The 24,372-nt window shown below is 66.5% G+C and carries 22 protein-coding genes and 2 pseudogenes; 9 read left to right on the top strand and 15 right to left on the bottom strand.

Annotated elements, in window-relative coordinates:
* Positions 1-255: 255 nt before the first annotated feature.
* The 10 genes from UU7_RS00010 to UU7_RS00055 form a co-directional block, all read right to left on the bottom strand.
* Complete coding sequence (locus tag UU7_RS00010) at positions 256-651, bottom strand: hypothetical protein (RefSeq protein WP_157581758.1); 396 nt, start codon at positions 649-651, stop codon at positions 256-258.
* A gap of 64 nt (positions 652-715) precedes the next feature.
* On the bottom strand, positions 716-1,924 hold the full coding sequence (locus UU7_RS00015) for an IS4 family transposase (RefSeq protein ID WP_007804127.1): 1,209 nt from the start codon (positions 1,922-1,924) through the stop codon (positions 716-718).
* A 277-nt stretch (positions 1,925-2,201) separates the two neighbouring features.
* Positions 2,202-3,509 carry a DUF58 domain-containing protein gene (locus tag UU7_RS00020; protein ID WP_007804129.1) on the bottom strand — a complete coding sequence of 436 codons (1,308 nt, stop codon included), beginning with the start codon at positions 3,507-3,509 and terminating at the stop codon, positions 2,202-2,204.
* Positions 3,509-4,513: an AAA family ATPase gene (locus tag UU7_RS00025; protein WP_007804131.1), complete on the bottom strand. Its 1,005-nt coding sequence runs from the start codon at positions 4,511-4,513 to the stop codon at positions 3,509-3,511. Before UU7_RS00025 ends, UU7_RS00020 begins: the two co-directional genes overlap by 1 nt.
* Positions 4,510-5,628: a type 1 glutamine amidotransferase family protein gene (locus UU7_RS00030; protein ID WP_007804133.1), complete on the bottom strand. Its 1,119-nt coding sequence runs from the start codon at positions 5,626-5,628 to the stop codon at positions 4,510-4,512. Before UU7_RS00030 ends, UU7_RS00025 begins: the two co-directional genes overlap by 4 nt.
* Complete coding sequence (locus UU7_RS00035) at positions 5,625-7,160, bottom strand: hypothetical protein (protein WP_007804135.1); 1,536 nt, start codon at positions 7,158-7,160, stop codon at positions 5,625-5,627. The genes UU7_RS00030 and UU7_RS00035 overlap by 4 nt, the downstream gene beginning before the upstream one ends.
* Positions 7,150-8,127 (bottom strand): stage II sporulation protein M, encoded by a 978-nt coding sequence (locus UU7_RS00040; protein ID WP_007804137.1) that lies wholly within the window; start codon positions 8,125-8,127, stop codon positions 7,150-7,152. The genes UU7_RS00035 and UU7_RS00040 overlap by 11 nt, the downstream gene beginning before the upstream one ends.
* Positions 8,124-8,804 carry an RDD family protein gene (locus tag UU7_RS00045; RefSeq protein WP_007804138.1) on the bottom strand — a complete coding sequence of 227 codons (681 nt, stop codon included), beginning with the start codon at positions 8,802-8,804 and terminating at the stop codon, positions 8,124-8,126. The genes UU7_RS00040 and UU7_RS00045 overlap by 4 nt, the downstream gene beginning before the upstream one ends.
* Positions 8,804-9,322 (bottom strand): RDD family protein, encoded by a 519-nt coding sequence (locus tag UU7_RS00050; protein ID WP_007804140.1) that lies wholly within the window; start codon positions 9,320-9,322, stop codon positions 8,804-8,806. Before UU7_RS00050 ends, UU7_RS00045 begins: the two co-directional genes overlap by 1 nt.
* 88 nt (positions 9,323-9,410) lie before the next feature.
* On the bottom strand, positions 9,411-9,878 hold the full coding sequence (locus UU7_RS00055; RefSeq protein ID WP_007804142.1) for an SET domain-containing protein: 468 nt from the start codon (positions 9,876-9,878) through the stop codon (positions 9,411-9,413).
* A 192-nt stretch (positions 9,879-10,070) separates the two neighbouring features.
* On the opposite strand from UU7_RS00055, the gene UU7_RS00060 reads away from it, so the two are divergent.
* Together UU7_RS00060 and UU7_RS00065 are read left to right on the top strand one after the other, a co-directional pair.
* Positions 10,071-10,547, top strand: a complete 477-nt coding sequence (locus UU7_RS00060) for a hypothetical protein (protein ID WP_007804144.1) — start codon at positions 10,071-10,073, stop codon at positions 10,545-10,547.
* Between the two features lie 26 nt (positions 10,548-10,573).
* On the top strand, positions 10,574-12,364 hold the full coding sequence (locus UU7_RS00065) for an acyl-CoA dehydrogenase C-terminal domain-containing protein (protein WP_007804146.1): 1,791 nt from the start codon (positions 10,574-10,576) through the stop codon (positions 12,362-12,364).
* 211 nt (positions 12,365-12,575) lie between these two features.
* Here the strand turns inward: UU7_RS00065 and UU7_RS00070 are convergent, their stop codons facing one another.
* A complete protein-coding gene (locus UU7_RS00070) occupies positions 12,576-12,806 on the bottom strand; it encodes a hypothetical protein (protein ID WP_007804148.1) in 231 nt (76 codons plus the stop codon).
* Between the two features lie 93 nt (positions 12,807-12,899).
* Between UU7_RS00070 and UU7_RS00075 the strand changes: the two genes are divergently transcribed.
* Together UU7_RS00075 and UU7_RS00080 are read left to right on the top strand one after the other, a co-directional pair.
* Entirely contained in the window at positions 12,900-14,861 is a 1,962-nt protein-coding gene (locus tag UU7_RS00075; RefSeq protein ID WP_007804150.1) for a CocE/NonD family hydrolase, read from the top strand.
* A 168-nt stretch (positions 14,862-15,029) separates the two neighbouring features.
* The gene (locus UU7_RS00080) at positions 15,030-16,034 is read left to right on the top strand and encodes an Lnb N-terminal periplasmic domain-containing protein (protein WP_238530864.1); all 1,005 of its coding nucleotides are present in this window, start codon (positions 15,030-15,032) and stop codon (positions 16,032-16,034) included.
* Positions 16,035-16,052: 18 nt separating this feature from the next.
* Here the strand turns inward: UU7_RS00080 and UU7_RS00085 are convergent, their stop codons facing one another.
* Positions 16,053-17,492 (bottom strand): RNB domain-containing ribonuclease, encoded by a 1,440-nt coding sequence (locus UU7_RS00085; RefSeq protein WP_007804154.1) that lies wholly within the window; start codon positions 17,490-17,492, stop codon positions 16,053-16,055.
* A gap of 153 nt (positions 17,493-17,645) precedes the next feature.
* On the opposite strand from UU7_RS00085, the gene UU7_RS00090 reads away from it, so the two are divergent.
* The gene (locus UU7_RS00090; protein ID WP_007804155.1) at positions 17,646-18,122 is read left to right on the top strand and encodes a GNAT family N-acetyltransferase; all 477 of its coding nucleotides are present in this window, start codon (positions 17,646-17,648) and stop codon (positions 18,120-18,122) included.
* A 63-nt stretch (positions 18,123-18,185) separates the two neighbouring features.
* Here the strand turns inward: UU7_RS00090 and UU7_RS00095 are convergent, their stop codons facing one another.
* Entirely contained in the window at positions 18,186-18,968 is a 783-nt protein-coding gene (locus UU7_RS00095; RefSeq protein ID WP_040672604.1) for a SapC family protein, read from the bottom strand.
* 242 nt (positions 18,969-19,210) lie between these two features.
* On the opposite strand from UU7_RS00095, the gene UU7_RS00100 reads away from it, so the two are divergent.
* Positions 19,211-19,816, top strand: coding sequence for an HNH endonuclease (locus tag UU7_RS00100; RefSeq protein WP_007804159.1), 606 nt, complete (start codon positions 19,211-19,213; stop codon positions 19,814-19,816).
* A gap of 193 nt (positions 19,817-20,009) precedes the next feature.
* Here the strand turns inward: UU7_RS00100 and UU7_RS00105 are convergent.
* Positions 20,010-20,349, bottom strand: a pseudogene (locus UU7_RS00105) (low affinity iron permease family protein); the annotation flags it as partial.
* Positions 20,350-20,489: 140 nt separating this feature from the next.
* On the opposite strand from UU7_RS00105, the gene dxs reads away from it, so the two are divergent.
* The 3 genes from dxs to UU7_RS18135 all read left to right on the top strand — a co-directional run bounded on the left by dxs (position 20,490) and on the right by UU7_RS18135 (position 24,140).
* Entirely contained in the window at positions 20,490-22,382 is a 1,893-nt protein-coding gene (gene dxs, locus UU7_RS00110) for a 1-deoxy-D-xylulose-5-phosphate synthase (RefSeq protein ID WP_007804163.1), read from the top strand.
* 136 nt (positions 22,383-22,518) lie between these two features.
* On the top strand, positions 22,519-23,808 hold the full coding sequence (locus UU7_RS18130; RefSeq protein ID WP_007804164.1) for a DUF6861 domain-containing protein: 1,290 nt from the start codon (positions 22,519-22,521) through the stop codon (positions 23,806-23,808).
* On the top strand, positions 23,808-24,140 hold the full coding sequence (locus tag UU7_RS18135) for a hypothetical protein (protein WP_157581760.1): 333 nt from the start codon (positions 23,808-23,810) through the stop codon (positions 24,138-24,140). Before UU7_RS18130 ends, UU7_RS18135 begins: the two co-directional genes overlap by 1 nt.
* Positions 24,141-24,160: 20 nt before the next feature.
* Here the strand turns inward: UU7_RS18135 and UU7_RS18890 are convergent.
* Positions 24,161-24,372 (bottom strand): annotated as a pseudogene (locus UU7_RS18890) (IS30 family transposase); the annotation flags it as partial.

The raw sequence follows: 24,372 nt of genomic DNA on the forward strand, positions 1-24,372 counted from the left end.
TTTAATGACACAGTAGAATTACCTCCGTCCCTTTAAATTCCGGTCGCCGAAGCGGTACGCCCGCGCATCGAACAACTGGCCAACAGCATCGACCAGCAACTCGGCACGCGGCGCTGGATCGGCACGCCGAAACCGCCGGGCGCGGCGGAACAGGTGGAGCGCTGAGCCTGTGCGGGCGGGAAAGATCACAAGGATCGGGATCTAATTATCTCCGTCCCTTCAGACAGCCCCTTTAAAACGCGGACGACATGAGTTTTACAAACCCGCTTGGTCCATATGCGTCAGCAGCTCCCGCGTCGCCTCCTGACTTACTTTGCATTGCTTTTTGATCTGCTCCACCTGTTGCTGCGTAACTAGATATGGTTTAGACACAATACGGAACGCTTTTGTGGTTGTAGGTGAAAAAAGTAGAATCCACGCCCTCGTTCGTTGGTCAGTGGCAAGGATGCCCACAGAACAGATTCCACCCTCCTTGTCGAAAATAACAGGCTTGTCCAAGTTCTTGCCACGCTGCGCGAACTCAATCCTTTGAAGACGTGAAATGTCCGGCTTCTGGCTGAGCTCTGAGCTTTGCTCAGCCTGATGCCAGCGCCAAGCAAAGGCTGCGCAGATAACGACTATCACTAATGCAAGAGTCCGCATGACGTTCAAGCCTAAGGTTGCGGATTGAACTTGCCCCAGCAAAGGGGACGGAGGCTGAGGTTTCCCCACGTTTTCATGCAGCCACGGCCATCTGATCGAGCAGTGCTGGAGATGGCTTTCGTATTTGCTCCATGAGTTCTTCGAGCCTGGCATTTGACCATCGTCGCAGCAGCGCCTCACGGCCCAGCCGCATGATCGAGTACAGCCGTCGCTTGGATCTGAACGGTGCCAGCCATTGATCGATGCCTGCGGTTTCGCAGGCCATGCCGACCAGCCAGCTGGCGAAGGCTGCCATCGTGTGGAGTAACAGCAGCACTTCGATGCGCTTGCCCTTGCGAGTCAAGCTGTCTTCAAAGGCATGACCGCAGCGGTGGGATTTGAGATCCCGAAAAGATAGTTCGATCTGCATGCGTCGCGCGTACAGCGCGACCATTTGTCGGGCGCTCAAGTGATTCAGTGTCGGTGAGGCGACGAGGAGCCATGGCTCCCGCTCACGTGCCGCGTTTTGTTTGCTCTTCTTGGTGCGTGAGGGCGCGCCCTGACGATTGCGTTGTTTGCGTCCCTGCGGTGGCTTGGCATGCACCACCACACGGCAACGCCACGGCTTTGCGCGCACTGTATCCATCAGCCCCAAGTCGCGCGGTGCGGCAACCGCTAGCTCATAGAGTGCCCGGCACGGAACCCACGCATCCGGCGTATCCGCTGCATCGACCGGCTTGACCAGCGTGCGATGGCGCAGGCGGCCAAGCCAGTACCAGCCCATGGCTTCGACGGCGCGGAACCATGGGGCACGAAAGCCGGCATCGGTCACCAGGATCGGCTTCACGTCTCCAGGAATCAGCGTTGCCAAGTGCTGCAGGAACTGCTTCTCCGCGGCCGGTGAACCTTGTTGTCCATCAGGAAAGACCATGTCCAGAATCGTCAGCGTGCGACCGCCCACCGGTACGGCCGCTCGCAGCAGATGCCAGTTTCGATTCGCCTTGAGATCGCACCAATCCAACACGATCACCGGATGCGGGCCGCGCAGGAGCCAGCGCGCCATGGCTGCATGCAGATGTTCGCGCTCCGCATGCAGATGCGGGTTGCCGAGCAATCGATCCAGCGCTTTCAGCGGAGCGCGAATGCGCTCCGCACCCGGCCATGCGCGGGCGACATCGATCAGCGTCAAACGACGGCCTTGGATCAACGCTTCCACAGCCCGCAACAACACGCATCGGCGTAGCGCATGCATCGGCTGCAGTGCATCACCCAAGCACTTTTGCAATACTTTGGTCGCGCGCATGGTGTGGTCTCCTCTGGCTTCGTAACCCGTGAGGAATGACCGCATCATGCGCGCACTGTTCCCTCAGTCAGCACGCAACATGTTGATTGAGCGAGAAGATTCGTGGGGAAACCTCAGGGACGGAGGTAATTAAACGGTTTTGGCCCGCTTGTGATCGATGCCATCACGGAAGGCGTGTCTGGCCGCCACAGGTCAGCGCATCTCAAGGGCAGGCCCGGTTTTCCCATATTGCCTGACGAAGGCGTGGCCCTGCACGGAAGCGCGCCCGCCACACCACTCAAAGCCGACTGCTCCGCTTCAACGCCAGGTATCGCTCGATCAGCGCGCCGGACAGTTCGCTGCAGCTGACGTCGAGGGTGTTGATGCCTTCGCGGCGCAGGGACTCGTGCACGCGGTCGCGTTCGGCCAGGTAGTGCATCGCCGCGGCGCTGCGGATGCTGTCTTCGAGTTCTTCGCCTGGCTCGCTGGCCGCGCGGTCCAGCGCCAGTTCGCGCAGGCTGACCAGCATCACCAGGTGGCGCTTGGACAGCATGCCGACCGCGGCGCGCAGTTCCACGTCGTCCTCATCGCGCACGTTGGTGATCAGCACGACCAGGGCGCGGCGGCGCTGGTGCGCCTGCAGCGCACTGGCCGCGGCCAGGTAGTCGGTGGCTTCGGGCCGCGCCTGCAAGTCGTAGCCGGCGCCGAGCAGCATGTCCATGCCCAGGCTGCCCTGCTGCGGCGGCAGCCAGCGTTGCTGCTGACCGGTGCAGGCCAGCATGCCGACCGCGTCGCCCTGGCGCAGCGCGATGCTGGCCAGCGCCAGCGATGCGTTCAGCACGTGATCGAAATGGACCAGCTGGTCGTCCTGCGCCAGCATGCGGCGGCCGCAGTCCAGCATCAGCACCACCTGCTGGTTGCGCTCGTCGCGATACTCGCGCGAGATCAGCCGGCTGCTGCGTGCAGTCGCCTTCCAGTCGATCTTGCGCAGGCTGTCACCGACGCGGTAGTCGCGCAGTTCCTGGAATTCGGTGCCTTCGCCGCGACGCCGCTGCAGCCGCGCGCCCACGCTGCGCGAGGCCAGCTCCACGCTGAGTCCCGCCAGCTCGGCCAGCGAAGCGAAGTTCGGATAGACGCGCACGGTCGACGACGCACCGATCACGCGGCGCGCGGTCCATGCACGCCAGGGCGAGCGCAGTTGCACCTGGCAGCCGTCGAAGACGAACTGGCCCCGCGCATCGGGGATGACGCTGTAGTCGAGCAGCAGGTCCCGCCCCGGCGGCAGGCGCACGTCGCGCGGCATGCCATGGACCACCCAGCCGCCCGGATGCAGGTCGTGCAGGCGCAAGGCCTGCGTCCGGCGCGTGCCGCCGCGCAGGCGCAGGCTGACCGTGGCCGGCGGACCCAGCGGCATCACCGGCACCACGTCGCGCTGCATTTCGGGCGAGGGCATCCGGCGCAGGCGCAGGACGTCGACCAGGGCGAACAGCGCGATCACGACGGCAGCGGCCAGCCACGCGGACAGCGGCAGCCAGCCGAGGCTGGCCAGCACGCCGAGCACGGTCCAGCCCAGCAGCAACCACAGCAGTAGCGGAGCAGGACGCATCATTGGCGGGGCGCGGGCACCTTGTGCAGCAGCGCGGCGAGCACGTCGTCGGGCCGCTGCCGCTCGATCAGCGCCTCCGGCGCCAGCACCAGGCGATGACGCAGCGCCGGCAATGCCACCGCGCGCACATCGTCGGGCGTGACGAAATCACGACAGTCGACCGCGGCGTGGGCGCGTGCCAGTCGCGCCAGCGCCAGCCCGCCGCGCGGACCGGCGCCGCCGATCACGCCCGGCCACTCGCGCGTGGTGCGGGCGATGCGCACGGCGTAGTCGGTGACCGCCTCGTCCATGCGGATCGCCGCCACCGCTTTCTGCACCGCCATCAACTGGGCCTGGCTCAGCACCGGGCGCACCTGCGACACGTCGAGGTCGGCGGCAATCTTGCCGTTGACCACGCTGGCCACCATGCGTCGCTCGTCTTCCAGGCCGGGATAGCCGATGACCACCTTGATCAGGAAGCGATCCAGCTGTGCCTCGGGCAAGGGATAGGTGCCTTCCTGCTCGATCGGATTTTGCGTGGCCACCACCATGAACGGCTCGGGCAGCGCGAAGCGGCGGCCTTCGATGGTGACCTGGCCTTCCTGCATCGATTCGAGCAGGGCGGCCTGGGTCTTCGCCGGCGCGCGGTTGATCTCGTCGGCCAGCAGCAGGTTGGCGAACACCGGGCCGCGGCGGATCTGGAAACGCTCGGCCTTGGGATCGTAGATCGCATGGCCGGTGACGTCGGCCGGCATCAGGTCGGGGGTGAACTGCACGCGGCCGAAGGTGCAGCCGACCGACGCGGCCAGTGCACGCACCAGCAAGGTCTTGCCCAGGCCCGGCACGCCTTCGATCAGCACGTGGCCGCTGGCCAGCAGGGCCAGCAGCACCTGGTCGAACACGTCGCCCTGGCCGATGAAGGCGCGGGTGACCTGGCCGCGCAGGGCGCGCGTCTGCTCGCCCAGTTCGGCGATCGACAACGGGGCCGGCGGCGTGACCGGGGTGGCGAGGGTTTCGGTAGTCATGGGCGGCTCCTGAGTCGGGCCAGGGTGATGATGGAAGCGCGGAACGCCTGGGCGTTCGCGGGTGACTGGAAGGCTTGCGCGATCTGCGCGGCGTCGAGCGCGCTGCGCTCGGCCAGGCGGGCGTACAGCGCATCGCCGTTGAGCATGGCGCAGGCCGGGTCGCGTCGGCGCAGGCGCGCCAGCACGGTGTCGCTGGCCAGCCGGTGCAGGCTGCGGCCGCCGTCGCGGCGATAGACGAACTCGCCGGCGGCGTGCACGTGTTCGAGCAGCGCACGCCGATGCAGCGCCGGCGCGGGCATCAGCGGACCCAGCCGCGCGCTGCGCATCGCCATCCACGCGCCGAGCAGCAGGGCCAGCGCCAGCAGCGCGGGCCAGCCCCTGAGCCACAGGAATGTCAGGAACGACGGACCATCCAGCGCGTACACGATGTAGAGCGTGCCGTGCCCGCGATTCGGTTCCAGCAGGCCCCAGGCGAACTGTTGCGCCACCGCCCGCTTGAGCTGGTCGCGCGAGATCGGGGCGAAGCTGGCCAGCAGGCTCACCCTGCCCTTGCCCAGCCGGGTGCGCGCGAACAGGTAGCCGCCTTGCGCATCGCCGATGGAAGCCTCGACCGCGGTGGTGGCGGCGCCGGCCAGCAGGAAGCGCGCGCCGCACAGGCGCAGCTTGTCGTCGTCCTTGCCGGTTTGCGCATCCTCGAAAGCGCTGCAGGCATAGTCGCCCGGATGCGGATCGAGCAGGCCCAGCGCGTCGAACATCGGCGTGCGCGCGCCGGTCGCCGCCCCCGGCGACAGCAGCAGGTGGCCGCCGCCGCGCACCCACGCGGCGATGCGCGCCGCATCGGCGACATCGACCCGGCTGGCGTCGTCGCCCAGCAGCAAGGTGTCGCCGGACTGCAAGGAGAGATGCTTCGGGTCCAGCGTGGTCAGCGAGCGCGCAGGCAGCTCCAGCCGCCGCAGGGTTTCCTGCAGGGCGAAGAAGCGGTTGTAGCGGGCCTCGCCATGCGCGGGCGTGGTTTCGGTGACGTCCCGGCGTTCGAACGTGGCGAAGAAGCCGGCCAGCAACAGCAGCACGGCGCCAAGCAGGACCAGGACGAGGGTCAGCGTCCGGCGGTTCATGCCGGTGCTCCCGCCTGCGCGGGCCAGCCCGTCAGCAGTTGCTCGATGGCGGCGTCATCCGGATAGCGGCCGGCGTAGGCAGCGAACTGCCAGGTGCGCACGATCGCCACCACCCGCTGGGCACGCGCGACATCCTCGATCGCGCCGGCGCGATGCAGCCAGTCCGACTCGGTCGCATCCTTCGACGGTGGCAGTTGCAGCAGCTGCGCGGTGTGTTCCACGCAGCCGCGATAAAGCAGGGCCAGCGCCTCGCGCCTGCGCTGCGCCTGCCACAGCGCGCGGGTGGCCGCGGCGAGGTCGTCGGGCAGCGGCAGCTCGGCTGCCTCGCCGGGCAAAAGGCTGGACGAGCTCATCGCCACCGGCTCCTCCGGCTCGGCCTGCCAGCGGCCACGCCAGCGCCAGGCAAACCAGCCCAGCGTCACCAGCGCAGCGCCCAGCAGCAGCCACAGCAGGCCCTTGAAGATCGCCGACAGCCACCGGCCCAACGCGGGGAACGGCATCTCCTGTTGCTGGCGTTCCGCCTGCCACGGATGCTTGAGCCGCCAGCCGCGCGTCGCGCGTTCGCCACCGAAGCGCGGGTCGCGATACACCTGCGCAGCCGCTTCGGCGAAGCGCTTTCCGTCGCTGGCCGGCAGTGTGCCGAACACCTTCTCGATGCTGGTGGCGATGGGTTTTTCCGGCGCACCGACGCTTGCCTGTGCACGCGGGCTCGCCTGGGCATGCAGCGAAGGCAGCATGCCCAGGCACAGCAGCACGCCCAGCACCTTGCCCAGCGCCTCGATGCGCGTGCGCATGCGGCGGAACGCCAGGTCGATGTCCCACGCCTCCAGTTGCGTGCGGCGATTGAGATACAGCGCGAATCCGCAGGCGACGTACAGCGGCTCGATCGCGCTCATCGCCAGGTAGGCCACGCCCGCGCCCAGCACGATCCAGATGGTCGAGACGCCCTGCGTTCCGCCGCGGAACAACTCGCCCAGCGACTCCGGTCGCCATTCGTCGGGAATCAGCAGCCACGCGAACAGCCAGAAGCTGAGGAACAGCACCAGCTCGAACTGCAGGCAGCCATAGGTCAGCAGGCTGACGTCGCCCAGGATGCGCTTGCGCAGCACCTTCCAGCGCGCCGAACGCTGCTGCCGCGTAGCGCCTTCGAGCAGATCCAGCGGCAGGCGCAGGGCGCGACTGCTGTCGATGCGCAACCAGGTCAGCCCGGCCAGCGTGCTGCGCCAGCTCCACTGGCGCTGGCCGCGCAGGGTTTCGCGCCAGCCCGGCGCGCGATCGAACACCGCGCGCGACAGCACGTACAGCGGCACCCGGTCGAACAGCGGCTTCAGCCACCACACCAGCACCCAGCCCAGCCACGGCAGGTCGAGCAGCAGGCCCAGCGCATTGCACAGCACGAACGCCGGCAGGGTGAAGGCGAACCACGCCGACCACACCGCGCGCGCGTTGGCGCGCAGCATGGCGGCGCCAAGATCGACCGCCTCGCGCGTCACGCGCGGGCGCAGCACCACGCTGATCCGTTCAAGCTCCATGCCTGCCCGCCCTGCCGCCACGCCACAACCAGCCAAGCACCAGCACCCACAGCACGGCGGCGCTGCCGAACTTCACCGCATCGGACAGGCTGGCGATCGACGACCAGTACGCCTCGACGAAGGCCGCCACCACCAGCATCGCAAAGGCGCCCAGGGCCAGCTGCGCCCCGATCCAGCCGGCCGCGACCAGGGCCGGTCCGCGGCGCTGGCGACCCGGTGACAGCAGGGTCAACCCCAGCCGCAGGCCCGCACCGCCGGCGATCACCAGCGCGGTCAGCTCGAAGGCGGAATGGGCAGCGACAAAACGCCAGAACGGACCGCCATAACCGATCGCGGTGAGGTGCCCGGCGACGCCTCCGATCAGCAGGCCGTTGGCGCCCAGCACGTAGATCGCGCCGACGCCGAAGACCAGGCCCGAGGCGAACGAGCGAAACGCGATGCTGACGTTGTTCATCACGTAGAAGCCGAACATGTGCAGGTCGGTGCCGCTGCTGCGGCCGATCTGCGCGTTGGCGGGGTCGTACATCTTCTCGAACTGCGCCAGTTGCGCGCTGCTGAAGACCGTGTGCGCCAGCTCAGGGCGCAGCTGCATCAGTACGAGGGTGACCAGCGCCGGCACGTAGAACAGCACCGCCGCCGCCAGCATGCAGCGCCACTGCGCCCGCACCAGCCGCGGGAAGCCGGCGACCAGGAACGCGATCACGCGATGCCAGCGCGGCGCCGGCGGCTGGTACAGCACGCGATGCCCCTGCTGCACGATGCGCTGCAGGCGCTCGGTGACTTCGTGGCTGTAGCCGCGACCGCGGGCCAGCGCCAGGTGATGGCAGATGCGTCGATACGACGCGGGAAAATCCAGCGCCTGCTCCTGCCGCAGGGTGCGTTTCGCCTGCCGGTCCAGCGCATTCAGCCACGACTGCAGGTGGTCCCACTCGCGGCTGTGCAGGGCGACGAAGCGTTCCTGTTTCATGTCCGCCCCAGCAGCCAGTTGGCGTGCGCCACCAGCTGGCGGATCGCCCCGGTGTCGCGCTGCCCGGTCAGCGGCGTCAGCAGGTTGGCCAGTTCTTCCTGGCGCTGCACGGTGAGCTGGCCGGCGCGCTCGGCGAATTCGACCAGCGCGGCCTGCTCGTCGCTGGCCAGCACCAGCGGCAGCGGCACGGCGGTCAGCGCGGGAATCTCCTGGCCGGCAGGAAGATCCGCGACGTGGATCACCATGGTACCGGCCACGATGTCGCCGAGGCGCCGCGCGTGCGGATCGATCAGGGTGCAGGCCAGGCCCACGCCGTAGACGCCCGGCAGTGCATCCACCACCCGCAGCAGGTTGCGCACCACCGACGGCAGCCAGGTCACCGGCGTGCCGTCGGCATTGACCACGCGCAGGCCCAGTGCGCGCTTGCCGAACGTCTGCCCGCCCAGCCACACCTCGCACACCACCGAGTAGCCCCACAGCAACGCGAACATCACCAGCATCGCCAGCCCGTTGCCGCCCTTGCCGAAGGCCGCCAGCGGGATCAACGCCACGAAGAAGATCGCGAAGCGCAGCAGCAGGTCGACCATCCACGCCTGCGCGCGGGGCAGCGCGCCGGCCGCACGCAGGCGCAACGAGACGCCTTCCGGCGTCTCGATCTCGCGGACGGTATCAATCATCAAGCGTCGACGACGATGGTGTCGGCAATCAGGTCGTGCAGGCAGCGCTTTTCCTTGCCGAAGATCAGCAGCGGATCGATCAGGTTGACCGCCTTCCCGACGAACGGAATCATGCCCAGGATCAGCACCGGCACCACCCGCAGGAAAATGTAGCGCCCCAGGCCGATCGGGCTGCCATCGGTGCGCACCACCGCGATGTCCACCGCGCGCTTGCCAATGGTCTGGCCGCTCCGGTGCAGCATCAGGCAATTCACCACGATGATGGTGATCATCAGGGCCAGGCCCAGCAGCATCAGGGCGACCATCGGCCCGGCGGGCTTGATTCCCTTCCTGACGTCCAGTGCCATGTAGCCGGCCCAGATCACCGGCGCCAGCCAGATCAGGCTGACCACGCCATCCAGCAAGGCAGCACCCAGACGCTTGCCACGCCCGGCCTTGCGGTTCTCCAGGTCATAGGCGTCCCACGCGCTCGCATCGTCGACCACGGCCGCCGGTGCGGCGTACGGATTGTTTTCCATCGAGTCCTTCCCCTTGCTGCTTGTCCATGTTGCCCTCCCCCATGGCGGGCAACTTCCATGGAGTATAAAAGGCGGTTTCCGCGCTTGCCTACCGCTTCGGCTTGAGCAGCGTGCCGGTGCACTTCGGCGAACCGCACAGGCACTTCCAGAGTTTTTTCAGGCGCGCGGTGTGCGGCACGTCGAGCACGATGCCGTAGTCGTAGGTGAGTTCCTCGCCCGGCTTGATGTTGCGGATCGCCTCGATCACCACCTTGTCGCGGCGCGGGTCGCCGCTGGCGCTTTCCTCGACCAGCGCGCGGCAGTTCGGCGCACAGCTGTGGTTGATCCAGCGCGCGCTGTTGCCCTGCTGGTTGGCGTCGATGATGTAGTCGTCGTTGAGCGTGAACAAGAAGGTATGGCCGGTCTCGCCGCCGTCGCCATACAGATCGTCCGCCTCGTCGTGGCTGATCAGGCGGCCCTTGTACTCGATGATTTCCTCACCCTTGCCGATCGGAGCGGTGGCGAACACGCCATTGCCGTGGATCGGCGAGCGGCGCGCGATAAAACGTCGTGACATGCGGTGCAACCCCAGCGCTGGAGACAAGTCGTCGATGATGCCTGTTTGCGGATGAGCGCGAAACCGGGCGGGCGGGACGGGCTTTCGCGGGAAGCCGCGGCGAGGCGATGACGATGTTCGACGCCGCCACTGGCCAGTTGCCCCCCAAACGCGGTTAGAATCGACTTTCAAACGATCGTTTGGAGAACGGCAATGCGTCTGTTGCGCTGGATCATCCCCGTCCTGCTGCTGGGCCTGGCTGCCTGCGGCCCGGCCAGGAAGAGCGTGTTCCCGCCCACCGTGAACATCCAGCAACTGGTGGTGCTGCCCAGCGGCCAGTGGCAGCTGACCGTGCGCATCCAGAACAACAGCTACGCCGGCATGAAGTTCAGCTCGATCGACGGCCAGCTGCAGATCGCCGAACTGGTGCCGGTGCGCCTGCATGCGAATTTCGACCTCGACATCCCCGAGCTGGCCGGCGACGTGGTCCGCATCGACGTGCTGCCCACCAGCGCGATGAGCCAGGCGCTTGCAGCCATTGCCGGCAAGGGCAGCGCCGGTTCGCTGGCCTATCGCGTCAGCGGCAGCACCAACGCCAAACCCGAGCAGGAAGACAAGCCGCGCTCGTTCGACTTCAACGGCAGCGACTGGATTTCGGCGGTGCCGGGCATCGCCAACACGTATCGCTGATCACCCCATTCAACGAAGGAACCACCATGACCGCTTACAAGGCTCCCCTCGACGACCTGCGCTTCGCCCTGTTTGATGTACTGGGCGCCGAGTCGACCCTGACCTCGCTGCAGGGCGGCGAAGCCCACACCCGCGACCTGTTCGACGCGGTGCTGGAGGAAGCCGGCCGGCTCAGCGAACAGCTGCTGGCGCCGACGAATGGTCCGGCAGACGCCGAGGGCTGCCATTACGACAAGGCCACCCAGACGGTGACCACGCCGAAGTCGTTCAAGGAAGCGTTCAAGGCGTTCGCCGAAGGCGGCTGGACCGGCCTGACCAATCCGGAGACCTACGGCGGCCAGGCCCTGCCCGGCGTGCTGGGCACGGCGACCACCGAGATCTTCCAGTCCGGCAACCTGGCCTGGAGCCTGTATCCGCTGCTGTCCGAGGGCGCCACCCACGCGATGGAAATGCACGGCGAGGAATGGCAGCGCGAGCGCTTCATGAAGCCGATCGTCGAAGGCCGCTGGACCGGCACCATGTGCCTCACCGAGCCGCAGGCCGGCTCCGACCTCGGCCTGCTGAAGACCCGGGCAGAGCCCGCCGCGGCGGACGCGGACGGCCATGCCGTGTACAGGATCAGCGGCACCAAGATCTTCATCAGCGCCGGCGAGCACGACCTCACCGAGAACATCGTGCACCTGGTGCTGGCGCGCCTGCCCGACGCACCGGAAGGCAGCCGCGGCATCTCGATGTTCATCGTGCCGAAGTTCAAGCTCAACGCGGACGGCACGCCGGGCGAGCGCAACACCGTGGCCGCCGGTGCGATCGAGCACAAGATGGGCATCCACGCCTGCTCCACCTGCGTGATGAACTTCGACGGCGCCGAGGGCTACCTGATCGGCAAGCCGCACAAGGGCCTGGCCGCGATGTTCACCATGATGAATGCGGCGCGTCTTTCCGTCGGCGTGCAGGGCCTGGCATTGGCCGAGCGAGCGCTGCAGAACAGCCTCAACTATGCCCGCGAACGCCTGCAGTCGCGCTCGCTGTCGGGTGCGAAGTTCCCCGACAAGCCGGCCGACAACCTGCTGGTGCAGCCGGACGTGCGCCGCATGCTGCTGACCCAGCGCGCCTTCGTCGAAGGCTCGCGCGCGCTGGTGCTGTACACCGCGTTGCAGACCGACATCGAACATCGCGCCACCGACGAAGCGGCGCGGCAGAAGGCCGGTGAGCTGGTCGCCTTCCTGATCCCGATCGCCAAGGGCATGACCACCGAGCTGGCGCAGGAGTGCACCAAGGAAGCGCTGCAGATCTACGGTGGCCACGGCTACATCGCCGAGAATGGCATGGAGCAGTTCGTCCGCGACGCCCGCATCATCACCTTGTACGAAGGCACCACCGGCATCCAGGCCGCCGACCTGCTCGGCCGCAAGATCCTCCAGCTGCAGGGCGTGGGCGCGAAGCATTTCCTGCAGGAGATCAGCGCGTTCTGCCAGCAACACAGTGCCGATGCCGCGCTGCGCAACCTGATCGGCCCGCTGGCTGTCGCCACGAAGGAATGGAGCGACCTCACCGTGAGCCTGGCCCAGCGCGTGGCGGCCAACCCGGAGGAACTCGGCGCCGCGGCGACCGACTACCTGTACTACTCCGGCTACGTCACCCTGGCCTACTTGTGGGCGCGCAGCGTGGCGGCCGCCGAGGCGGGCAACCAGTCGGCCGCGTTCAAGCAGGCCAAGCGCGACACCGCCGCGTTCTACTTCGCCCGCATCCTGCCGCGCACGCTGATGCACAAGGCGGCGATCGAAGCCGGCGTGGACACACTGCCCGCGATCGCCTGAGCCGGCGCAGGCAGTTCAACGACAAGGCCCGGGGCGATCCCGGGCTTTTGTCTGTCCGGGGCCGACTTCTCAGAAGTGACCGGATGTGCCCATCCGGGTCAGCTTCTGCTGCGCAAGGCTGACGGGATCGGGCTGAAGCGATCGGGCTGACGTGACCAGGCGGACGGAATCAGGCGAATGGAATCAGGCTGACGGAATCAGGCCGACGGGATCAGACGCCGTCGCCCGCGACGCCGTACATGCGCACGTACTGCCTGATCCAGTCCTCGTGGGCCTCGGCGGCCTGCAGCAGCTCCAGCGCCAGCGCTGCCTGGGCCGCGGCGATGTGCGATGGGCTCCGCGCAGGCTTGGGCGGCACCTTGGCCACGCGCAATACCGGCACCTCGGCCGTGGCCGCGTCGCTGTCCAGCAGGTAGCTGATGTCGTAGGCATGGTCACTCATGCCTGGACTGAAGCAACAGTCTTGCCAACTTTGCGGTCGCGCTGTGGCGGCCACGGGTTTACTCTGGCGGGAGTTGACCCCGGGGGAATCATCATGACGTCGAGTCGTTTCGCTGCGGGCATTCGGCCCGCCCTTTTCGCCCTGCTGCTCACCGCGACTGGCCTGCTGCAGGCCACCGATACGGCGCAAGCGAAATACCCGAACTACCCCAGCGAGACCCCGGCGAAGTTCGTGCCGGCCACCGCCAGCTTCGACTACGAGCGGCGCGAGGTGATGGTGCCGATGCGCGACGGGGTCAGGCTGCATACCGTGATCCTGGTGCCCAAGGGCGCCACTCACGCCGGCATCCTGCTGACCCGCACCCCGTACGACGCGAACGCGCTGACCAACCTCAGCATGAGCGGCCACCTCGGGCCGGCCCTGCAGGGCTACGACAACGTGGCCGACATCATCGTCGAGGACGGCTACATCCGCGTGGTGCAGGACGTGCGGGGCAAGTACGGCTCCGAAGGCGACTACGTGATGAACCGGCCGCTGCACGGCCCGCAGAATCCCACCCCGGTCGACGACGCCACCGACACGTACGACACCATCGACTGGCTGGTGAAGAACATTCCCGAGTCGAACGGCAAGGTAGGCACGCTGGGCATTTCCTACGACGGCTTCGAGCCCCTGATGGCGCTGTTCAATCCGCACCCGGCGCTGAAGGTGTCGGTGCCGATGAACCCGATGGTCGACGGCTGGATGGGTGACGACTGGTTCCACAACGGCGCGTTCCGCCAGCAGAACCTGGCCTACATCTACGAGCAGGTCGGCAGCCGCGACAACTCGATCAAGTGGTGGACGAACTACCACGACGAGTACGACCTGTTCATGCATTACGGCTCCGCCGGCGCGCTGGCCGATGCCTACGGGATGCGCCAGCTCGGCTTCTGGAACAAGCTGCTGGCACACCCGGCCTACGACCGCTTCTGGAGCGACCAGGCAGTCGACAAGCTGCTCGCCGCGCAGCCGCTGAAGGTGCCGGTGATGCTGGTGCACAGCCTGTGGGACCAGGAAGACATCTACGGTGCACAAGCCGTGTACCGCGCGATCAAGCCGAAGGACACCAGCGGCACCATGGTCAAGCTGGTGATGGGCCCGTGGAATCATGGGCAGGAAATCGGGGAAGGCAGCTCGCTGGGCGCGATCCGCTTCGGCAGTGACACCGCGAAGTATTTCCGCGAGAAGATCCTGCGCCCGTACCTGGCGCAATACCTCAAGGACGGCGCGCCGAAGGCCGACACCGCCGCCGTCACCGCGTACCAGACCGGCAGCAACCAGTGGCAGCGACTGGATCGCTGGCCGCTCGCGTGCGCCGACGGCTGCCCCACGAAAAGCCGTCCGCTGTACCTGGAACCCGGCAGCAAGCTCCGCTTCAACGCGCCCGCCGCCGGCGCCGCCTACGACGAATACGTATCCGATCCCGCGCACCCGGTGCCGTTCCGCGCCCGTCCGATCCAGCCGATCGGCTACGGCACCTTCACCTGGCCGCAGTGGCTGGTCGACGACCAGCGCGAGGCGTCCGGCCGCACCGACGTGCTCAGTTACGTCAGCGACGTACTCACCGCGCCGCTGACCATCAGCGGCGCGCCCGAGGTGAACCTGGTCGCCTCGACCAGCGGCACCGACAGCGACTGGGTGGTCAAGCTGATCGACGTCTACCCCGACCAGGTGGCCTACGAACCGGAGATGGGCGGCTACCAGCTCGCCGTGGCGATGGACATCTTCCGCGGCCGCTACCGTGAAGGCTTCACCGAGGCGAAGCCGCTCGCCGCCAACCAGCCGCTGTCCTACCGCTTCGCCCTGCCTTCGGCCAACCACGTGTTCCTGCCCGGCCACCGCATCATGGTGCAGGTGCAATCGAGCTGGTTCCCGCTGTACGACCGCAACCCGCAGACCTTCGTGCCGAACATCCTGCTGGCCAGGCCGGCGGATTACGTGAAAGCCACCCAGCGCATCTACCACGCCCCGGCGCAGGCGAGCTTCATCGCGCTGCCGGTGGTGGGCGGCTGACACGGGCAGGCTGCGCATCCGGACATTCAATTCAGGTTCGGCGCGCCGCAGTTCTCCCGGGGTCGGCGAAGAAGGCAGGCCCTACGGCGTTCCTTCTTCGCCAGTCCGGGTGGCTACGGTCGCTGCATGCCGTTCGCGCTGGCGAATCCTGCCCTGGCCCGAGACGTGATGAAGCAGAGAATCAGGATGATCGCGCGGATGCTGCTGTTCGGCCTGCTCGCCCTGGCCAGCCTGGGTTCGGGCGCGTGGGGCGCGCTGGCGCTGTGGTACCAGCTGCCGGGCGGCACCGTGGTGAAGCTCCTCGGCAGCGTGACCTGGTCGCTGGTGGTGATCGTGCTGGCAGGCGTCGCGATCAGCCGCCGCAGCTGGCTTCCGCCGGGAATCTACCTGGTGCTGTACGCGTTGCTGCTGCTCTGGTGGAGCAGCATCGCACCCTCCAACCTGCGCGACTGGGCCGACGATGTCTCGCGCCCGCTCACGGGCCGCATCGAGGGCCACCAGGTCGTGCTGGACAACGTGCGCGACTTCGCCTGGCGCGCCGACACCGACTACGACGCGCATTGGGAAACCCGTCGCTACGACCTCGACCACCTTGTCACCGCCGACGCCGTGCTGTCCTACTGGGGCAGCCAGGCGATCGCCCACGCGATGATCTCGTTCGGCTTCGACGACGGTCGCCACGTGGTGTTCTCGGTGGAGATCCGCCGCGAACGGGGCGAGCAGTATTCGGCAATCGGCGGCTTCTTCAAGCAGTTCGAGACCACCCTGGTAGCGGCCGACGAACACGACATCATCCGTGTGCGCACCAACGTGCGCGGCGAGGACGACTACCTGTACCCGCTGCGCATGGACAAGCCCGCGATGCGTGAGCTGTTCCTGTCCTACGTGCATGCCGCCAACCGGCTGGCGACGACGCCGGCGTTCTACAACACGCTCACCTCCAACTGCACCACGATCGTCTACCACATGGCCCGCCAGATCGAGCCGCGCCTGCCGTGGGACATCCGCCTGCTGTTCACCGGCTACCTGCCGGAATACCTGCACGCGGTGGGCGCGGTGGATCGCAGCGTGCCGGTGGACGTCCTGCGCGAACGCAGCCGGATCACCGAACGGGCAAGACGCACGCGGGCGACGGACGACTTCTCGCGGGCCATCCGCGAACGCGCGCCGTGATCGACCCCGGAGCCTTGCTCAGCTGCCCAGCGCGAAGCGCGTCACCCGCCGGACCGGGTCGGCCTCGACCAGGCTCACGCGGACGTCAGCTCCCAGCGGCAGGGCGACGCTGCCGGACACACCGGCCTCGACCGCCGGCTCGCGCACGATCACCGTGCCCTTGCGTGGATCGTCGCGGGCCACTTCGACGATCGCACCGGGGAACACCTCGCCCACCCGCGGCGCCAGCACCACGGCTTCGGCCAGGTTGAGCACGGCGCTTTCGTACTGGCCGGCGCGATGGCCGGAGGCCTGCATCGTGGCCGGCAGATCCGGCAACGCGGCCAGCACCCATGCCGGCACCGGCTGCTTCGCGCACAGCGCCACGCAGATCTCGCCGCTGTAGCGGTCGACCAGCCGCCGCAGCGGCGCGGTGGCGTGGGCATACTGCGCGGCCAGCGCCGAGTGCATCGATTGTTCGGGCAGGGTGCCGTCGAACGCCGCGTAGCCGGCGCCGCGCAGCACGCTGGTGCAGGCGGTGAGCATCGCCACGTGCACGTCGCTGGATGGATCGAGCGAGCGGATGAAGCCGGGGTAGTCCAGCGCGTCGGGCCAGTCGATGGCCAGCGCCCGCGCCGTGATGCGCAGCCGCGCGATCGCGTGCGGATCGGGCGGCGGCAGCGTCCGCAGGATGCCCACCTTGGCCTGCACCATCAGGTAGGCCGCCGCCATGCCGGTCAACAGCGAGATCTGCTCGTTCCAGTCCTCCACCGCCAGGCGACCGCGGAAAGCCAGCTTCCACTGCCCGTCTTCCACGCTGACTTCCTGTTCCGGCAGCGGCAGGCTCACGCCGCCTCGCGACACCTCGCGCTGTCGACGCAACTCGCCGATCTCGCGCAGCACTGCCCACATCGGATCGGCCTTGCCGGCGTCGATCTGTCGCTGCACTCCTTCGTAGTCGAGCCTGGCCCGACTGCGCACCTTCGCGCGACGCACGTCGACGGCGATGCCTTCGCCGGTGCGATCCAGCTCGATCGTCCACAACAGCGCGGGGCGCAACTGATCCGGCAGCAGCGAGGCTGCATCCTCGGACAGCACCTTGGGGTGCAGGGGAATCTTGGTCTCGGCCCCGTACAGGGTCTCGCCGCGACGATGGGCCTCCAGGTCGATCGGGTCGCCCGCGCTAACGAAGGCCGCAACATCGGCAATCGCGTAGTGCACGCGGTAACCGCCCTCGGTGCGCTCGACATGCATCGCCTGGTCCAGGTCCATCGAACCGGCGGGGTCGATGGTGACCAGGGCGATCTCGCTGCGGTCGAGCTCGGGCCAGCGGGGATTCGCTGCCGCCGCGTTGGCCGCCGCCTCGACTTCCGGCGGAAACGCCGACGGCAGTTTCAGGTCGTTCCGGATGTCGCGCATGCCCTGCGCAAGGGCCGGATCAGCGGATGGCCGGATGTGGATGCGGCGGGTGGTCGACATGGATGACGCTCCTGCGTGGCGGATTCGACATCGACGGATGAAGTCCGTGACGACGGGCAATCCCCGCAAGATATACCCATGCCCGGCGGGACTACCACGGCGACGATCCAGGGTGTAGAAACGGCAAGGCCCGTCCTGCCGCGATCGACTCCCATGACCGACCCCACCCTGATGATCCGTCTGGCCGAAGAAGAGGATGATGACTTCATCCTCGAACAGGTGCCGCGCTTCGCGGATTTCGCGCTGCCGCCGTGGCGACGCCGCCACGAATGCATCGAGGGCATCCGCAATGACCTGCTGCGCCATCTGGAAGACCAGCCGCCGAACAGCTACCTGTTCGTGGCCGAGGACACCGATGGCGAACGCGCCGGCTTCATCCACCTGCAGCGCACCACCGATTTCTTCACCGGACGCAGCAACTGCCATGTCTCGGACATTGCGGTGGCGCCTTCGCACGAGGGGCGCGGCGTAGGCAGGCTGTTGCTCGCGCATGCCGAGGCCTGGGCCAGCGAACACCAGTGCCAGCTGGTGACGCTGGCGGTGTTTCCGGGCAACGAACGCGCCCGCGCCCTTTACGAAGCGGCCGGCTACGCCACCGACCTGCTGCGGCTGGCCAAGCCGGTCCGCTGAGCACATGCGAAGAAGCCGCCCGCAGGCGGCTTCTTCATGATCCAGCGCCGATTGCAGCGACGATCAGTTGGTGGTCTTGCCCGCGGCTTCCTCGGCCTGCTCGCGCACGTCGAGGCGATGGGCGAGACGGTCGATGTTGGACAGCGACAGCAGGTGGGCATAGATCCAGCCGAGCACGCCTTCACGCAGGAACTCGTGGGTGGTCTTCTCGTCCAGCGCGCGCAATTTCTCCTCGTTGACCACGAACAGGCCATTGAGGTTGATCGACTTGCCCTGGGCGCCATCCTTGCCCTGCTTCTGCAGCTGCACGTTGCGCGGCTCCAGCAGCTCATGCTTGTTGAGCTGCTGCATGAACCAGCGCGTGCGCGCCACGTTCTGCTGGAAGTCGCCCAGGAAACCCACGGCATTGGTCAACAGTTCCGTATCGGTGCCGTCTTCCTTGAACAGGCGCTCGCCTTCGGTGGTGTTGAAGCCTTCGTACTTCTCGTCGAGGAACACGGTGAAGTCGTCGCCTTCCTGGCCGGCCGGCTTCTCGGCCAGCACGAACGGATAGCGACGCACGAACGCGGGGACGTAGGTGTCCGGCGCCCAATGGCCCTCGGCGTCGACATAGAGGTTTTCGTTCTGGCGCAGGCCCAGCAGGGCAACCGGGCCGGCGTCGGCGACGCTGGAACCGGCAAACACGATCAGCATGTCGCGCGCGGCAAGGCCGAACTCCACGCCGGTCAGCGGCACCGAATGGGCATTCATGGCGAACTTCACGTTCGGCACGACCTTCATGCGCAGATCTTTGTGTTCATTGCGGTTCAGCGGAACCGGATTCTCGTAGAACAGAACTTCAGCCACGTTGTTCACCTCTGCCCATCGCCGTGCCGGGTCACCACCAAGCGCCCCTACCAAACCCGGCGTAGGGTCTGTGTTGACTGGCGATCATAACAGTGCCGCGGGCGTCCGGGCGACTGCCCCGGGGGAGACCCGACGGAGGCCAAGCATGCGAATTGCAACGAAATTGTTCTATGCTGGCCGCAGACTGGCTGCATGCATTGCCTGAACGATCTTTCGACGCCCCTGGCTGAAGGACGGTTTACATGCTGATGGAAGTGCCAAGTCGCGCCGATATCAACGCGACGCGCGTATTGTCGCTGGACGCTGCCGGCCGCATCCTCGACTGGATCAGCTGGCAGGAGGCAGTTTGCCTGTATGTCCGCGACGCGGTGGCCTGGACGCTTGGCGACCCCTGCCTCACCGTGCACGGCGGCCACAATCGGCTGCTGGGCGCGCAAAGCCTGCTGCAGCTTCATCCGATCATCGCCAGCACCGGCCGTTGCCGCGAACACGCGATCGACCCGGCCCCGGCGCTGACCAACACCGCGCTGTTCGCCCGCGACCGGCACATCTGCCTGTACTGCGGCGAGCATTTCAGCCGCGCCGAGCTCACCCGCGACCACGTCATGCCGATATCCCGGCAAGGCAAGGACGAGTGGGAGAACGTGGTCAGCGCCTGCCTGGCCTGCAACCTGAAGAAGAGCAACCGCACCCCGCAGCAGGCGAACATGCCGTTGCTGGCGGTACCGTACCGGCCCAGTTGGGTCGAACACCTGATCCTTTCCAACCGCAACATCCTGGCCGACCAGATGGAGTTCCTGGTCAGCCGGCTGCCCCGCGACCGGCGCGCCATCGCCGAATACGCCTAGCCTTCCGCCGCGGTTTCACCCTTGCCCTTGCCCTTGGACTCGCCCTCGCAGGCACGCGTGGCGCGATTTTCCTTCAGCTCCCGATCAATCTCCCTGACCTCCTCGCAGGCCTCGCCGGCCTCATCCCGCTTTTCGGCCTGCCGGCCGGCGTCTTCGCGTCGTGCCTGCTGTTCGCGCCGATTGGCCAGCTTGCGATAGTTCTCGCGAATGCGCTCCAGTGTTTCCTCATCGACCTCCTCGAGGTCGAGCAGGCTGTTGTGCGCCGCCGTGGCGCGGATCAGTTCGTCCAGCTTGATCTGCAGCGCCGCGCTGTCGCGGTTCTGGCTGTTCTGGATCAGGAACACCATCAGGAAGGTGATGATCGTGGTGCCGGTGTTGATCACCAGCTGCCAGGTGTCGCCAAAATCGAACAGGGGCCCGCTGGCGGCCCAGATCACCACGATCAGCGCGGCGCACAAAAAGGTGGCCGGCCGGCCGGAATAGCGGGCGGTGGCTTCCGCAAAACGACGAAAGGACTGCGAGAGACTGGCCATGGAGCGACTTTCCGAAGGGAACCTGTCCCAGCATGCGACGCCCTCCGTATGCCGGATGTGCAGGTTTCGGGCAGCTGCCGCCCCGCATTCTTCACGGCATCGCCCTTGCCCCGCCCCGCCGCTGGTCTAACAATACGCGGATGACCGACCTTTCCCGCTACCCCCACCTGGCCACCATCGAGACGCCAGCCGATCTGCGCCGCGTACCGGACAGCGAACTGCCTGCCGTCGCCGACGAGCTGCGCCAGTTCCTGATCGAGTCGGTGGCCAGTTCCGGCGGCCATTTCGGTGCGGGCCTGGGCGTGGTCGAACTGACCGTGGCCCTGCACCACGAATTCGACACCCCGCATGATCGCCTGGTGTGGGACGTGGGTCATCAGTGCTACCCGCACAAGATCCTCACCGGCCGTCGCGACCGCATCACTACGATCAAGAAGAAGGATGGCCTGGCGCCGTTTCCGCGCCGCGAGGAAAGCGAATTCGACACCTTCGGCGTCGGCCACTCGTCGACTTCGATTTCGGCCGCGCTGGGCATGGCGATCGCCGCCCAGCACCAGGGTGACCACCGCAAGGTGGTGGCTGTGATCGGCGACGGCGCGATGACCGCCGGCATGGCTTTCGAGGCGCTGAACCACGGTGGCGACGTCGAGCCGGACATGCTGGTGGTGTTCAACGACAATGGCATGTCGATCAGCGAGAACGTCGGCGCGATGACCAAGATGATGGCGCGCGCGATGGCCAGCCGCCGCCTCAACCAGCTGCGCGAGCGGGCGAAGCGGGCGATCCCCAGGCAGTCGTTCGTGGGCCGCTTCTTCAAGCGCTGGGAAGAACACGCCAAGGGCATGTTCGTGCCCTCGACCCTGTTCGAGGAACTGGGCTTCCACTACACCGGCCCGATCGACGGCCACAACATCCCGCAGTTGCTGCAGGCGCTGCGCACGGTGAAGAACCTGCCCGGCCCGCAGCTGCTGCACGTGATCACCACCAAGGGCAAGGGCTACGCCCCCGCCGAAGAGGCGCAGATCGAATACCACGCGGTCGGTCCGTTCGACCCGCAGGCCGGCCTGGTGAAGAAGAACACGCCGGTCAAGCCCACCTACACTGACATCTTCGGCAACTGGCTGTGCGACCAGGCCGCGGCCGACCCGCGCCTGCTGGCGATCACCCCGGCGATGCGCGAAGGTTCCGGCCTGGTGCGCTTCTCGAAGGAATACCCGGACCGCTACTTCGACGTGGCGATCGCCGAGCAGCACGCGGTGACGCTGGCCGCTGGCATGGCCTGCGAAGGAGCCAAACCGGTGGTGGCGATCTATTCCACCTTCCTGCAGCGCGCCTACGACCAGGCGATCCACGACGTGGCGCTGCAGAACCTCGATGTCACCTTCGCGATCGACCGCGCCGGCGTGGTCGGCCCGGACGGCGCGACGCATTCGGGCAGTTTCGACCTCTCTTTCCTGCGCTGCCTGCCCAACTTCGTGATCATGGCGCCCGCCGACGAAAACGAATGCCGCGCGATGCTTTCCACCGGCTTCCAGTACACCGGCCCTGCCGCGATCCGCTACCCGCGCGGCACCGGCCCCGGCGTCGCCATCAGCGAGCAGCTCGACACCTTGCCGATCGGCAAGGCCGACCTGCGTCGCCGCGGCCGCGGCCTGGCCCTGCTCAGTTTCGGCGCGATGCTGCCCGCCGCCACCACCATCGCCGCCGAACTTGACGCCACCCTGGTCAACATGCGTTTCGTGAAGCCGCTGGACGAGGCGATGATCACGGAGCTGGCGAAGACCCACGATGCCTTCGTCACCCTGGAAGACAACGCGATCGCCGGCGGCGCCGGCTCGGCCGTGGCCGAATGCCTGGCCGCCCACGGCATCGCCCGACCGATCCTGCACCTTGGCCTTCCAGACGTCTATCTGGAACACGGCAGCCGCGAGGAAGTGCTGACGATGGCTGGCCTGGACCTGCCCGGCATCCGCCACGCGATCCATGCACGCTTCCCGACGCTGTGCGCGGGCAGCATGGCCAGCACCGGCTGACCACGCCTCACGCCATTCACACAACGTGACGTGGCGCACATCGCCGGCCATCACCGGCGATGCCTTACAGCCCGCGAGTCCCGCCACGATTAACCTGCCTTGAGTTTTGAAGAAAACCTCCAGGGAAGGAGTTGCGATGACGTTGGCAACGTCGATACAGGGCTCGTGGAACCAGCTCGAACGCTGGGCAGGCCGTCAGATATCCGGCGCCCGCAATGAAGCCAGACTGATCTCCGCACGGGCCGAAGCCCTGCAAGTTGCCATCACGCTTTCCGAAGGCCTGGCGGTCTATCGCATCCTTCGCGACTTCCAGCACCTCGACCTCAACGCCGTCGTCAACGACATCGTCGCCGTGCTGCGCCAATGCCTGATCGTGATGCTGACCAGCACCGGCGGCGGCGCACTCATCGGCGGCATCGCCGGCGGCGTGTTCGGCGTGGGCGTCGGCGCCGCCCCGGGAGTCGTCATCGGCGCGGCGGCCGGCGCGCAGATGGGCGAATGGGTCCTCATCTTCATGGGGCTCAGGGCGCTCAGCGAATACATCGTGCGGGACATGCCCGACATCGCCCGCGCCTACTGGGACGGCATCCGCCAGGCCTGGTCCGCCGCCTCCCCCTCACCGCTGCCGCAGCAACCCGTCCGCGTCGACCGCTTCGCGATCCAGCACGCCGCCGAAAGAATCGCCCGCGCCCACGTCGCCATGTTCGTCCTCCTGCTGATGGGCATCCTCGCCTACCTGGCCAAGGGCCGCGGCGACATGGGCCAACTGGCCGAAGGCGTCCGCAGCAGCCGGATGGGACCGAAGTTCGCCGACTGGATGGTGAGGAATGAGGGGAGGCTTAAGGCGGAGCCGCGGTTGCGACCCGAAAGAGTGGAAGCACCAAAAGGTAGCAGCCCCCATCAAGAGTCACCCGCCATCCGCTCACATCGAACACCGGAGCAAAAACCTGCAACAGTGGCGACTACCCCAAGGAAGGCGGTCACACGCAGCGAGCGCATCGCCGCCGCACGACTCCGCCAGCATCAGCTGCTGCTAGACAACATAGGCTATAACGTTAGCCCAATTTCCTGGGATCAATATCCGACCATTGGTCGCGGAGGAACGTTCGTCTCCGATAAAAAAGCAATTACCGACATACTGGGCGACATCAACGGCCGAACAGAGATCAACCTAACTCGCATGCAGGCATCAAAAATGGAGGGCGAATTGGGGCTTGAACCCGGATCGCTACAAAACGGTTTCAAGCTCAGACAAGTTACGAACCTCATGGATATGGCTCCCTCAAGTCCCTTGGAAGGAAACGCGTACTTTCTTGGACCTGGCAACCACCTGCCCGGAGGGGGACCCGAACTGGTTATACGATCTATCCCTACCACTGACAATACAATGGTGAAAACCATTTTGACTGGAAAAGTGAAACCCTGATGAACCAAATGCCAGACGATGAAGTGGTAGTGCTAGAACTCGCTGGTGACTCAGCAAGGGCAATTTGCCCCAACAAGCTTGCTCGACATGCCTTGACCTCGCTTGGGTTCGCTGGCCTCGATGAACAAATGGTCAGGCCCATCAACGACGATGCAGACAGAAAGCAACTGACAACCGGGTTGCTCGCCTTGAATGCAATTTTTTCGGGAGGCCCCGGATGGAGTCCGGCTGAACTACTTGGCTATTACCGCGAGCAGGGCATAGTCACAAAGCCATACCGGACCATCGTATGGAAGGGGCCGCGTAGCTTTGTTATATCCATAAACACCTGAACATATCGAGCTGGGCGGATTCAACTACGAAGTGCACCACGATTGAAGGAAGCATCGAAAACGTATTGTGGTGTACGGAAGTCTAAACGCTTTCGTGGCCGTTGGTTGATCTTGTCTTCAATCGCCTGGATGTCGGCGTCGGAGTAAACACTGAGATCGCACCCTTTGGGCAGGTACTGCCGTATCAGCCCGTTGGTGTTTTCGTTGGTGCCGCGCTGCCAGGATGAGTACG

It is taken from the genome of Rhodanobacter spathiphylli B39 (assembly GCF_000264295.1).
GTDB lineage: Bacteria > Pseudomonadota > Gammaproteobacteria > Xanthomonadales > Rhodanobacteraceae > Rhodanobacter > Rhodanobacter spathiphylli.